This window comes from Mesorhizobium sp. AR07 (assembly GCF_024746815.1).
Taxonomy (GTDB): domain Bacteria; phylum Pseudomonadota; class Alphaproteobacteria; order Rhizobiales; family Rhizobiaceae; genus Mesorhizobium.
In genome coordinates this window covers 6,050,621-6,062,544 of record NZ_CP080525.1, presented here as the reverse complement: position 1 = coordinate 6,062,544, position 11,924 = coordinate 6,050,621, and the positions used below count along the sequence as shown (strand labels likewise).

11 protein-coding genes are annotated in these 11,924 nt (G+C 62.0%); all 11 read left to right on the top strand.

Annotated features, from left to right (window positions below; translation table 11 throughout):
- The first annotated feature begins 3 nt into the window (after positions 1–3).
- Positions 4–456, top strand: a complete 453-nt coding sequence (tssJ, locus tag BPNPMPFG_RS29920) for a type VI secretion system lipoprotein TssJ (RefSeq protein ID WP_258592161.1) — start codon at positions 4–6, stop codon at positions 454–456.
- Positions 457–495: 39 nt separating this feature from the next.
- Positions 496–1,830: a type VI secretion system baseplate subunit TssK gene (tssK, locus tag BPNPMPFG_RS29915; RefSeq protein ID WP_258592160.1), complete on the top strand. Its 1,335-nt coding sequence runs from the start codon at positions 496–498 to the stop codon at positions 1,828–1,830.
- A gap of 4 nt (positions 1,831–1,834) precedes the next feature.
- Positions 1,835–3,157: a type IVB secretion system protein IcmH/DotU gene (gene icmH / locus BPNPMPFG_RS29910; protein ID WP_258592159.1), complete on the top strand. Its 1,323-nt coding sequence runs from the start codon at positions 1,835–1,837 to the stop codon at positions 3,155–3,157.
- Between the two features lies 1 nt (position 3,158).
- Entirely contained in the window at positions 3,159–6,695 is a 3,537-nt protein-coding gene (gene tssM, locus BPNPMPFG_RS29905; protein ID WP_258592158.1) for a type VI secretion system membrane subunit TssM, read from the top strand.
- Positions 6,692–7,219 carry a type VI secretion system-associated protein TagF gene (tagF, locus tag BPNPMPFG_RS29900; protein ID WP_258592157.1) on the top strand — a complete coding sequence of 176 codons (528 nt, stop codon included), beginning with the start codon at positions 6,692–6,694 and terminating at the stop codon, positions 7,217–7,219. The genes tssM and tagF overlap by 4 nt, the downstream gene beginning before the upstream one ends.
- Before the next feature lie 122 nt (positions 7,220–7,341).
- Positions 7,342–8,361 (top strand): DUF2169 family type VI secretion system accessory protein, encoded by a 1,020-nt coding sequence (locus BPNPMPFG_RS29895; RefSeq protein ID WP_258592156.1) that lies wholly within the window; start codon positions 7,342–7,344, stop codon positions 8,359–8,361.
- A 181-nt stretch (positions 8,362–8,542) separates the two neighbouring features.
- On the top strand, positions 8,543–9,472 hold the full coding sequence (locus BPNPMPFG_RS29890) for a beta-ketoacyl synthase N-terminal-like domain-containing protein (RefSeq protein WP_258592155.1): 930 nt from the start codon (positions 8,543–8,545) through the stop codon (positions 9,470–9,472).
- A complete protein-coding gene (locus BPNPMPFG_RS29885; RefSeq protein ID WP_051695559.1) occupies positions 9,472–9,861 on the top strand; it encodes a PAAR-like domain-containing protein in 390 nt (129 codons plus the stop codon). The genes BPNPMPFG_RS29890 and BPNPMPFG_RS29885 overlap by 1 nt, the downstream gene beginning before the upstream one ends.
- Positions 9,851–10,360, top strand: a complete 510-nt coding sequence (locus BPNPMPFG_RS29880; protein ID WP_258592154.1) for a hypothetical protein — start codon at positions 9,851–9,853, stop codon at positions 10,358–10,360. The genes BPNPMPFG_RS29885 and BPNPMPFG_RS29880 overlap by 11 nt, the downstream gene beginning before the upstream one ends.
- A gap of 28 nt (positions 10,361–10,388) precedes the next feature.
- Positions 10,389–10,856: a DUF6392 family protein gene (locus tag BPNPMPFG_RS29875; RefSeq protein ID WP_258592153.1), complete on the top strand. Its 468-nt coding sequence runs from the start codon at positions 10,389–10,391 to the stop codon at positions 10,854–10,856.
- Between the two features lie 75 nt (positions 10,857–10,931).
- The gene (locus BPNPMPFG_RS29870) at positions 10,932–11,855 is read left to right on the top strand and encodes a hypothetical protein (protein WP_258592152.1); all 924 of its coding nucleotides are present in this window, start codon (positions 10,932–10,934) and stop codon (positions 11,853–11,855) included.
- Positions 11,856–11,924: the final 69 nt, after the last annotated feature.

Sequence of the window (11,924 nt, the reverse complement as noted above, 5' to 3'; positions counted from 1 at the left end):
GACATGATCGATCGACGTGAATTTGTCGTTGCCCTGGGCGCGACGGGGTTCCTTGCGGCTTGCCAGAGTGGTCCGCCGAAACCATCGGTGATCACTGTCAACGTGACCGGCGGGGCTGGCATGAACCCAGGGCCAGGTGGCGGCGACCGGCCGGTGACTATCCTCGTGATGCGGCTGAAAAGCACCGGCAAGTTCAATTCCGCCGACTACTTTGCGCTGCAGGGGGATGCCGGCACGGCGCTGGCAGGTGACCTTATCGGATCAGACCAGATCGCCGTCGGGCCGGGAAAATCCGCCTCCAAAACCATCACCGTCGAGCCGGACGCGACGGCGCTGGGCTTCGTTGCACTGATCCGCGAGCCTGGCGGCAGGAACTGGCGGACAACCAAGTCGGTGTCGCCAGGATCAAAATTCACGATCAATGTCACGCTTGGCAAAGGCGGCATTTCGGCCTAGCGGCCAGGACAAGGGGAGCTCAATGCAGAGAGTAGCGGCATGAGCGATGCAAACAGGGTGCTGTGGTCAGAAGGGCTTTTCCTGCGGACCCAGCATTTCCAGCAGCAGGATCGCTTCTTCGAGGCGACGGTGCGCGGCGCGTTGCAGGCCGGGCAATTGCATACGTTCGGCTTTCAACAGCTGACGCTGGACCAGGCATTGCTGGAGGCCGGGCAGATCTCGATCCTGTCCGCACGGGGCATCTTCCCGGACGGGACACCTTTCGCCATTCCAGACATGATGGACGCGCCGCGACCGCTGCCGGTCACCCCGGACACGGGTGCCGGGCCGGTGCTTGTCGCCTTGCCGCTGGAGCCTCCTGGCGGTGTCGGCTTCGATCCGGCACACGCCGCCGCATCCGGAGCACGATACCATGGCCGGATCGTTTCGGTGCGTGACGCCGTCCTGGGCGGTTCAGATCCCGAGGAAATCGAAATCGCCCGTCCGCAGGCGCTGCTGCTTGCACCTGGCAAGTCGGTCGGTGGCTACACGGCCTTGCCGATAGCCGACCTCAAAGGGGTTCGGGCCGATGGTGGCGTCTCCCTGGACGAGGCCTTCCTGCCACCGACACTAGTTACCGGCGCCGTGGCCTGGTATCGGCAATTGCTGCTGGAAGTTGTCACGGGCCTCGACCAGATCGCCGAGGCGCATGGCAAGATGGTCATGGGCGGGCCTGGGCGCAGCGTCGAAGATTTGCTGATGCTCAATCTCGCCAACGCGGCGCGGCCGCGGCTGGCCCACATGCTGGCTCAGGATGTCTTCCATCCGGCCGAGCTTTACCTGGAACTCGCCGGGCTCGCCGGTTCGATGGCCACCTACGGATCGAGCGCACGACGGCTGGGCGAGTTGCCCGCTTACGATCACATGGCGCCCGGCCCCGCCTATTCGGCGCTGGCGGACGCGCTGCGCTCGCTCATCCTCAGCCTGCGTTACATCGAGCCGAAATCGCGTGCGCTGCCCGTCATGCGGCATTCGACCAATGTCTGGAAAATCCGTATCGACAACCCGAAGCTGCTGGTGGCCAGCCGGATCGTCATCCGGGTCGGTTCGGAGCTGTCGGAGGACGCGCTGCGCAAGATATTCGTCAATCAGGCGACTGTCGGCTCGGCCGACCAGTTCGAGGGCCTGTGGAAATCGCGTTTGCCAGGCATTCCGCTGAAACCGCTTCATTCGCAGCCGCGCGAGATTCCTTACGATGGCGATCGATTGTGCCTCGAGCTGGACCAGAAAAGCGAGCACTGGGCGTCGCTGCTCGATGCTCCCGGCTTCGTCATCGGCGTTTCGGGCGTGTTGCCAAGCGAGCCGCAGGTGGACTGCTATTCGGTGAACAGGTGAGATCATGAGCCGCGATGATCCTTTCGGACTGTCGGAGGATCGCGAACGCACTCGCATACGATTGACCGGCGCGCCGATGCCGCGGCCGATGGCGCCACTCTTGCCGGGCGCGGCGGTAAAGCGATCCCGCACCCACCCGAACGCGCTTGTCAACGCATTCGCGCCCTTGCTCGAGTTCGCTCCCGAGCTTGAAAGCGCACTGCCGCCGGACAATCCGGAAGCCTTGCGTACCCGATTGCTCGAAGAACTGGTTCGGGCCCGCGACACGGCAATGTCGGCGGGGTCCTCGATGGAGCGGGCCGATCAGGCCGCCTGGGTGGTGGCGGCATTGCTCGACGATCTGGCTTTGAACACGCCATGGGGCGGCGCCAGCGCCTGGCCGCGGCAGCCGCTTGTGGTCATGCTGCGCGGCGATGTCGATGCCGGCACGCAATTCTTCACACGTCTCGACGAACTCGAGCGCCATCCGAACCGCGATCGCGAATTGCTGGAACTGCAGTATGATTGCATGGCGCTCGGCTTCCGCGGCAAATATCGTGTGCCGGGCCGGTCGGGCGACCGCTCGCTCAATGCCGTTCGCGTGGCCGCGGCACGCTTCCTGCGCGATGCCGACGCTGAAGGCGCGCCACTGTCGCCGAACTGGAAAGGCGTGATTGCGTCCGACGAGCCGCAGCGCTTCATCGTTCCGATCTGGGTCATGGCGCTGGGAGCCGCCGTTGTTGCCACGGCCATCCATATCGGGCTCTCGATGGGACTGAGCAGCCGGGCGGTCGAGCTTTCCGCACTTGTTCGCGCGTTGCCGCCGCCCGCACGCGGCGACATCAGCCGTACCTCGCCCAAGGTCGATGCCCCGCCGCCGGAGAAAGTGGATTTTGCGCTGCTGCCGGAATTTCAGGCCGGCGCGCCGGCCGATCTCAAATCCGCCCTCACCGGCACCGAGAGCGTTTCGCTGGCCAAGCTGATCATCCAGGCCTCCAACCCCGAACTGTTCCAGTCGTCGCGGCCACAACTGACCGAAGGCTTCGAGCCCCTGATCGGGTCGATCGCCAAGGTGATCCTCGCCAATCAGGAGCTGATCGGAAACATCACGGTGATCGGTCACACGGACGGCATTCCCCTGCAAAAGACCAATCCGCTGTCGACCAACCAGCGACTGTCCGAGGCGCGCGCCCAGACGATTGCCGACATGCTGGTCCAGAACGGAGTGCCGCAGGACCGCGTCCATTCCGAGGGCCGCGCGGCCACCGATCCAGTGGCCAGCGACAGCACGCGCGAGGGGCGAGCTTTGAACCGCCGCGTCGAGGTGCTCGTCGAAAAGAGGCTGTGAGATGTTCATCCTGCGCTTCCTTTGGGCGGTTCTAACATCGCGCTGGCTATGGACGCTGATCGGCATCACGCTGCTTTCCCTGGTCATCTGGGTGTTCGGTCCGATCGTCAGGGTCGGCCCCTACGAACCGTTCGCTTCCGAAAATGTGCGCATCGTCATCATCGCGCTGCTGGTCATCTTCTGGCTGATCTGGCTGATCGTCGCCCAGCGCCGGGCGATCCGTGCCAACCGCATGTTCGTCGCCGAGATTGCCGCGCCAGCGGTGGAAAAGCCGCTCAGCCCCGGCGAAGAGAACGTCGCCGCCGTGGGTGCCAAGTTCGCCGAGGTGATGGCCGAACTGAAGCGCCGCAAGCTGGGCGGGCGCAAGTTTCTGCGCGAGATGCCATGGTATGTGATCGTCGGGCCGCCGGCCACCGGCAAGACCACTGCCTTGCGGCAGTCCGGACTGAATTTCCCGATCGACCTCACCGACGACCTGCAGGGGGTCGGCGGCACGCGCAACTGCGACTGGTTCTTTTCCGAAAACGCGGTTCTGATCGACACCGCCGGCCGCTATGTCCAGCAGGAGAGCCAGCCCGATGTGGACGCGGCGGAATGGCTGGGCTTCCTCGACTTGCTGAAGAAGCACCGGGGTCGCCGCGCGCTCAACGGCGTGATCGTCGCGCTTTCGATCGACGTGCTTTCGGAGGGCGACGAAGCCATCAAGGCGCATGGCCGCAAAATCCGCCGCCGGCTGGCCGAGCTCAACGACCGGCTCGAAATCCGCCTTCCGGTCTATCTGATGCTGACCAAGGCCGATCTGATCAAGGGTTTCGAGGCTTTCTTCGGCGGCTTGTCCACCGCCTCGCGCGAGCAGGTTTGGGGAACGACCTTCGCGCTGGATGCGCGTGTGGATGCCAAGACCATCGAACGGGAAATTTCGACGCTGGCGACGGAACTCGAGCGGCGGCTGGTGCCGCGCCTGGAGGATGAGGAAAAACTCGCCGCCCGTGCCGAAATCTTCAGATTTCCCGCCCAACTCGCAAGCCTGTCCGAACCGATCCAGGTGCTGATCGAGGCGATGTTTGGCGAAAGCCGGTATGAAGAGGTCGCCTGGCTGCGCGGGCTCTATCTGACGTCGGCAACGCAGGAAGGGGCGCCCATCGACCGGCTGACGGCGGCGCTGTCATCGTCCTTCGGCCTTCCGCCGAGGCGGGTGCTGCCGGCACCAAGGGTCGAGAAACGCAGCTTCTTCCTGAAGAACCTGCTCACCGAAGTCATCTTCAAGGAGGCGGGCCTCGGTACGTTCGACCCGCTGGCGCAACGCCGCCGCGCCTGGATCTGGCGCGGTGCCGCGGCTGCATGTGCAGTAGCGGGCTTGTTGGCCAGTGCGGTGTTCACCTGGTCCTACTACGACAACCGCAATGCGATCTCGGCCCAGGCAGGCCAGTTCGAAGCGTTGCAAACGCCGCTGACCTCCGTGGCCGCAAACCAGGCGTCGGTGGAGCAGCCTGCCATGGACAGCGCTCTCGAGGCGATTGGCGCGGTTGCGAATGCCCGCACGGCACCGCCGGGCGCCGCCCAGGATCTGCTGGGGCCATCGGCCTCGGCGGAACTGGTGCGGGCACAGACCGACACATACGACCACGCCCTGCGCAACGTCCTCGAGCCACGCATGGTCGCTCTGCTCGAGGCCACCATGTGGCGGCAGATCCGCGATCCGGATTTCATGCTCGGGGCCTTAAAGACCTATCGCATGATGACGGGCCTGTCGCAGATGGATCCCGATTACGCCCAGGACTGGTGGGTGAAGAGCTTGCCCGAATTCGCGGCCGCGGCGCCATTTCCGACCGCCGATGCCGAAGAGCATCAGCTTGCCGCCATCCGCCGGATGACGGTCGACGAAAGCTACATCGCGCCCGACCAGGCCCTGGTTGCCGAGGCGTTGAAAACGGTGTGCACGATTTCGTTGCCGGCGCGTGCCTACAAGCAGTTGCTGGCCGATCCGGCGGTGGCCGGGCTCAAGGACTGGATCCCGGCCAATTTCGCCGGCCCCAACGGCGGCAAGGTGTTTGCGCGGCGTTCCGACAAGACACTTCGCGTCGGCATTTCCGGAGCCTTCACCTATTCCGGCTTCCACGACGTCATTCTCGACCGCATCGACGATGTCGCCGCCCAGGCGGCGCTCGATCGCGCGGTTTTCGCCGGCGGCTGCTCGGAAAACTCCGAAACCTCGGTCTCGGCGCTGTCCGAGGATATTCTGAAGCTCTACTATGACGATTATATCGCGCAATGGGACAGTTTCCTGCGGGACATGAGGCTCGCACCTTTGACCGACCTCAATGTCGCCAGCGAAAACCTGAAAGACCTCTCGAGCGCCGATTCGGCGCTGAAGCGGCTGCTGACAGCGGTCGTTCAGGAGACCGAACTGACCCGCTCCGATGACGCAACTGCCGACGACAAGGCGGCCAAGGGCGGCGCCTCGAAATTGCTCGGCAAGCTTGGCAAGCTCGGCAAGCTGGCGACCAGCGGTGCGAAACTGCTGCCCCGCGCCGGGTCGGCAAGCGAGGTGGACCTAACCGGCAATCTGGTGGCCCAACATTTCAAACCGCTCAAGAGCACCATCGCAGAGGTCGACGGCCAGCCGCCGGCCCTGGATGCCGCGGTTGTCGCGCTGACCGCGCTTTCGAACGTGCTGCAGACGGTCACCGCAAACCCCAATCCGCAGGATGCTATCAAGAAGCAGGGCGGCCTTGCCGAACTGACGGGCGCGGTGGCCAGGCAGGCACAGATCCTGCCCGACCCGATCAACAGCTGGCTGGGCGGGATTGCCGGTGACACCAGTTCCTTGACTCAAAAGGCGGTCACTTCGGAGCTCAACGCCATCTGGCGAGCCGACATATTGCCTTTCTGCCAGGCGGCGCTGAACAACCGCTACCCCTTCAGCGCCGACAGCGCGGTGGACGTCAATGTGCGTGATTTCGCCAGGTTGTTCGGACCGGCAGGGCTGATCGACGGGTTCATCAACGACCACCTGATCAACTATGTCGACACGACCGGCCAGCCATGGAAGTGGCGCGCCGATTTCGGCCTCGATCCTTCGGCGCTGGCGGCGTTCGAGCAGGCCAGGCACATCCGCGACGATCTCTTTCCGGGTGGCACCGGACCGGTGATGAGCTTCACGCTCGAACCGAAGGACCTGTCTCCCAACGTCACGCGCGTCACGCTCAATCTCGATGGCCAGAGCCTCGTCTACTACAACAACGCGACGCGGCCGCAACCAATGACGTGGCCCGGCAAGGACGGCACCGGTGTCATTTCGCTCGCTTTCCAACCGATCGACGGATCGCCCGAAATCATGCTCAACGAAACCGGCAGCTGGGCGTGGCTGAGGATGCTACGCAACGGCCGCTTCGCCGGCACGTCGCTGTCCGATGTCTACAGCCTGCGCTTGGGGACGAAGGGCGTGTATGCCGATTTCGAACTCAAGGCCGCCAGCGTCGAGAACCCCTACAACCTGGAAATGTTCAAGAAATTCTCATGTCCGCCGCAAATATGACCCCGGGCTTCTTTGGAAAGATCCCGGCGACAGGCGATTTCGTGTCGCGCGGTCTGGCCGCAGAATTCACGCGACGCTGGGACGATTGGCTGGCCCGGCATCTTGCACCATGGGAAATCGCAAACGCCTGGCCGGGTCATCTCGCCATCCGCTTTCTCATAGGACCGGGCATGCTGGGGCCGGCGGCCGGCATTTTCGTCCCGAGTATGGACCGCGCCGGTCGACAATTTCCGTTGGCGATCAGTGTCCCCCTGCCCTTCGTGGCGACGTCTTTCGCGTACTCCGCTGCCGGCTGGTTCGAACAGGTGATCAACGCAGCATTTGCGGCCCGCGGCGGACAGTTGAATGCCGATGAACTAGCCGCCGAGCTGATTGCGCTGCCGTTTCCGATGCCCGAACAGATGGGCGACCCGGTCGAAAAAATGGTCCTCTGGATCGTTTCGGAAGATCTAATCGAGGTCGAGCCGGACGCGCCACGCGCTGCCCTTGAGAACTTGCTATCTTCGGGTTCGGAGGCAGGTTGATGGAGCGGAACCGTACGGCAAGGAACATGTCCCGGCGTGCCCAAGCAACCGGAAACGGCATGCGGTTTTGGAAAACCTTTCTGGCCGGCCATTTTACCCAAGTCTGAGGATGCGCGGCCGCTATGTGGGAAGTCAGCAGCAGCACCGGATTTCCTGCGATGGGGAGTTGGGTTCAGGACAAGGCCGCGAACAAGATCTGGCTGGTCTGCGTGAAGGCGACCTTCGACATACTGGCCGACGGAAGCACGCGGCCCTCGGAGAACCAGGTGCCGCCGTTCATACAGGGGCAACCCCTAGACGGCGACTACGAGAAAAGCCTGATCTACGAGGCCGATTTTTTCGGGGTGAAGCCGTGCACGGACGTGCTTGTCAATGGCACCGGCTGGTCACTGAACGGCAGGCCGACCACAGAGCTCGATGTAGGATTCCAGGTTGGTCCAATCCAAAAGCGCCTACGCGTATTCGGCAATCGCTGGTGGACGGTGAACCTTGCCGGACGACGCGTTATCGCGAGCCCCGATCCATTCCTCAAGATGCCGATCCGATATGAAGCAGCATTCGGCGGCTGGGATCGCACCGCCAGCAATCCGAAGGATCATCGCCTGGAGGCGAGGAATCCTGTCGGGCAGGGCTTCATCTCCAACCCGAATGGCTGTCTCGGGCGGCCGCTTCCCAATATCGAAGATCCAGCAAACCTGGTTTCTTCCGTCGCCAGCCGCCCCGCGCCAGCTGGTTTCAACGCCGTGGCCTGTCATTGGTCGCCGCGCCGGGAACTCGCTGGTACCTATGACGAGGCCTGGCAGAAGACGCGCTTCCCGCTTTGGGCGGAAGATCTCGACTCTCACTATTACTGCTGCGCGCCGCGGGATCAACAGGTTGCCGGCTATCTGCGCGGTGGCGAGCCGGTACAACTCATCAATCTCTCGCCGAACGGCACGATACGTTTCCATCTGCCGCGACTGGTGTTTGGCTTCTCAACGCGCATCAAACGCGAGACGATTCACACTCGAGGCACACTGGCGACCGTGATCCTAGAGCCGGATGCTTCGCGCGTTATTATGGTTTGGCAAAGCTCGCTCATATGCAATAAGGACATCGACTATCTCGATCAAACCTCTGTCCGCCTGAAAAAGCTGATGTGATGGAATGACGGTGCCTACGCCAAGCGTCGCAGCCTATGTCCCTCGGACGCCAATCTGGCTGGCCGGCCTTGCAGCGCGGACTCCGGTTGGCCTGCGCCCCGAAAGCGCTGCCGCAGCGGTGCGGGCTGGGATATCAGCAATTTCCGAGCATCCGTTCTTCGTCGACCGCAACGGCGAGCCCATGCGCCTGGCGCAGGATGCGGTCATGGGCCCTGATGTGCCGCTGGCAGAGCGAATGAAGGAACTGCTGCTTTCGACATTGCTGCAACTGCCGCAGGCCGCGGCGCTGTCGGCCAACGGCCTGAGAACGCTCCTGATCATCTGTGCGCCGGAGCCGCGGCCAGGGTTGCCGGACGGCATCGCTGAAATGCTCGGCCGTGCCGCGATGGAACGATTTGGCCCGGCGAACCTGCGCGTACAATACTTGCCCCACGGACATGCTGCTGGAATGCTTGCGTTTGGTGTCGCCGCCAAGGCGATCGATGAGGGCAAGACGGACCTAGCGGTGGTAGCAGGAGTGGATTCCTATCACGAGTACCAAACGCTGAAATGGATGGATGAAACGGGGCAACTCAAATCCGAGGTGAACCGAGACGGCTTCTTCCCGGGAGAAGCGGCGGGTGCCTGCCTGCTGGCACCCAGCCATCTGATATCAGAATTGGGCCTGCAACCCTTGGGTCGGCTGACTGCGGTCAGCACCGCGCCCGAGCGGATCACCATCAAGCGGCACGGCGAGGAGGAGGTTTGCGTCGGCGAGGGGCTGAGTTCCGCCTTCCTCGGACTCCGCTCCGCCGTCGACATGGGCCGCCGCAATATCACTGATACCTACTGCGATCTCAATGGACAGCGCTACCGCAGTGAGGAACTGGTCTACGCAATCCTGCGAGTCCAGCATCTCTCAGATGCGGCAACCCACTATCTGCATCCTGCGGACTGCTGGGGCGACGTCGGCGCGGCGTCGGGTCCGCTGTTCGCGACGCTCGCCTACGCCGCCGCCAGCAAAGGCTACAGTCACGGTTCGCGGGCGGCGCTCTGGGCCAGTTCCGAGGGCGGCCAGCGGGCGGTGACGCTGCTGGACTTTCCTACCAGCCCGCCAAGAAAGGCTGCGTGATGGTTTCCGTTGGGGTCAATCCACCCAAGACGCCGGTGACCGAGGGAAGTATGGATATGGCGCCTGCGGATGTGCCCAATGTGTGCAAGATGCCGGGACCGCCGGCGCCGTTCGTGCCAGTTCCGCTGCCGAATTTCGGACGCTCCGCCGACCGGTTGTCAGACGCCACGTCGACGGTCAAGATCGAAGGCAAGAAGATCGCCATCAAAGGCAGCTACTACATGAGCGCGCCGTCACCTGATGTGGCGAGCCAGGGTACCGGCGGCGGCGTGGTATCGTCGGCTACGCAAGGAAAGACCGAGTTCGTTGCGCCCGGCTCGATGGACGTGAAGGCAGAAGGCAAGAACATCCAACTGCTCGGCGATCAGATGACGAACAATGGGAGCTAACTCCGCCACCTCGACCGGAAACAAGCAGGGTCCGGACAACAAGCCGATGCACAAATGCGGCGAAGTGGGCAGCTATGGCGGTCTCAAGAACAGCGGAAAGGCAAGCCGCGCCGACGGGTCGAGGGTCTGGGAACGTGACCATATCCCTGCCAAGGCCACTCTCTTTAAGCGCGCCAAGGTCATGTTCAATACGATGTCCGCGGATGTCTACGAATGCGCAAAGGGAAAAATCGAATCCCGCGGCATGGCGATCGTAATCCCTCGCAAGTCACATCGCGGTTTCAGTAAGACCTGCGGTAGCAAGAACACAAAAAAGCAGATTAGACAGGATGCAAAATCGAAGGACAGCATGACTGATGCTGTCAACCGTGACACGAAGGCGTTGCAGGATCACCTCAAGACCACCGATTGCGGCCCGGCCTACGCGGCTGCGGTCAAGGAGCTCAAGAAATTCGATTTCGATCAGATGATCCGGGATGCTGTAGAAGAGTGCAAATAGGCACAAAATGTAACAGGGTGTACATCCAATGACTCATCTAAATTACAAGGATTGGCTCGACCTTTTTGGCCACACAGCTGAAAACGCGGCGGTGAAATCTTTACTACGATCGGCCGGAGTCACCAAGAAGCTAGTAATGCCGCGCGACGAATTGGATCTTCTCGTCGACATCCCAGGTATGACCGTGAACTTTCAAGATGCAGAACTCTTTGAAGACCCACCTCCTGTGGGGTCCGGCAACTGCGTCCTGACCGGGGTGGTTCTTCGGCTTGAGAAGGATAAGACCTCCACTTACACGGGGCCGCTACCTTACGACATAAAAAGAGATTCTTCCCAGTCCGACATGCGTGCCCGGTTTGGAAAACCAAACGAATCGGAAAGCGCCATTGGCTGGGATCGCTGGATTATTGCGGACAATCTTTTGCTAACCGCCCAATATACCAGCGACAGATCCTCTATCGAAGCCTTGATGCTAAGCCTGCCGGAAGCCGACTAACCACGATTGCGATCTACGTTCATGAATTTCAGCAGGTCAATTGCCCTTCTCGGTCGACCATCGACGGATCCTGACGTGCAGGCGCTGCTTGCAAGCCTAAACATCATTCGTCAGCCCTCGATCGACGTCGACGAAAGCGACGAAGGCCCGGTTCTTTCGGCTCAAGACTGGCTGATCAATCGACAACTCGGCATAGAACTCGGATTCGAAGCGCGCGCGCATCTGCTTGGCGAGGATGATTTCGACCCCTACAACGAACCCATGCTGCTGTCGCAGGTGTACTTCTACCTTGAGCATGACGAGGTGAAACCGTACAAGGGACCGTTGCCCTTCAACATCGGACTCGACGAGGCCAAGAACACGGTACGTGCGAGCCTCGCAGCTTATGAATCGACCAGGCGGTCCTATCTGCGCGACACCTGGGAGATGCCAGAGTGCCGATTGACCGTCAGCTACGTCGATAACGGTGCGCGGATCGGATTCGTGCTCTGCCTGATGCGTCCGCCCGTTATGCCAGCCGACGATGCCGATGCCGCCTTGGTGCCCACGATCGACCAGATCGCGCGCGTCATGGGCAAGCCGCTCGCCGATCCGGAGGTCCGATTGACTTTCGCGCCGTTGCGCCTCGACCAGAATCTGGAAGAAGACGAAACCGGATCGGTTGCCAGCTTCACGCGGCATATCGGAATCGAACTGCGATTTCGCTATCCAAATGGAGGCCGCGACCAGATTCTCGCAAATGTTTTGCTATACCGCGAGCACGAGGTGGAGGGCGCACGCTGGCCCGGAGAGCTTCCGAAAGGGCTATTGTTCAACGACTCACCTGAGCAAGTGATGCACAAGGTGGGTCGCCCGCCAGACGATGTGCTTGATGAGGAATTTGACGGTTATGCGACCTGGCATTTTGTCGAGTATTCGCTACAGGTAAAATACAGCACCATAGAGAATTACATTCTTTGCGTGCAGCTCGTGGCCACCAGTGCTTCGCTGGCCGCATGAGCCTTACCGAGTTGCGTCGTCTTGCAGGCGCGGCTATGGTAAGGATGAGTTTTGAAAGGGGTAAGCATA

What these genes read in the sequence shown, in the direction of transcription:
- tssJ (WP_258592161.1), top strand. Translation starts at nt 4, where the DNA reads ATGATCGATCGACGTGAATTTGTCGTTGCCCTGGGCGCGACGGGGTTC.
- BPNPMPFG_RS29890 (WP_258592155.1), top strand. Translation starts at nt 8,543, where the DNA reads ATGCGCCTGGCGCAGGATGCGGTCATGGGCCCTGATGTGCCGCTGGCA.
- BPNPMPFG_RS29880 (WP_258592154.1), top strand. Translation starts at nt 9,851, where the DNA reads ATGGGAGCTAACTCCGCCACCTCGACCGGAAACAAGCAGGGTCCGGAC.
- BPNPMPFG_RS29875 (WP_258592153.1), top strand. Translation starts at nt 10,389, where the DNA reads ATGACTCATCTAAATTACAAGGATTGGCTCGACCTTTTTGGCCACACA.
- BPNPMPFG_RS29885 (WP_051695559.1), top strand. Translation starts at nt 9,472, where the DNA reads ATGGTTTCCGTTGGGGTCAATCCACCCAAGACGCCGGTGACCGAGGGA.
- tagF (WP_258592157.1), top strand. Translation starts at nt 6,692, where the DNA reads ATGACCCCGGGCTTCTTTGGAAAGATCCCGGCGACAGGCGATTTCGTG.
- tssM (WP_258592158.1), top strand. Translation starts at nt 3,159, where the DNA reads ATGTTCATCCTGCGCTTCCTTTGGGCGGTTCTAACATCGCGCTGGCTA.
- tssK (WP_258592160.1), top strand. Translation starts at nt 496, where the DNA reads ATGAGCGATGCAAACAGGGTGCTGTGGTCAGAAGGGCTTTTCCTGCGG.
- BPNPMPFG_RS29895 (WP_258592156.1), top strand. Translation starts at nt 7,342, where the DNA reads ATGTGGGAAGTCAGCAGCAGCACCGGATTTCCTGCGATGGGGAGTTGG.
- icmH (WP_258592159.1), top strand. Translation starts at nt 1,835, where the DNA reads ATGAGCCGCGATGATCCTTTCGGACTGTCGGAGGATCGCGAACGCACT.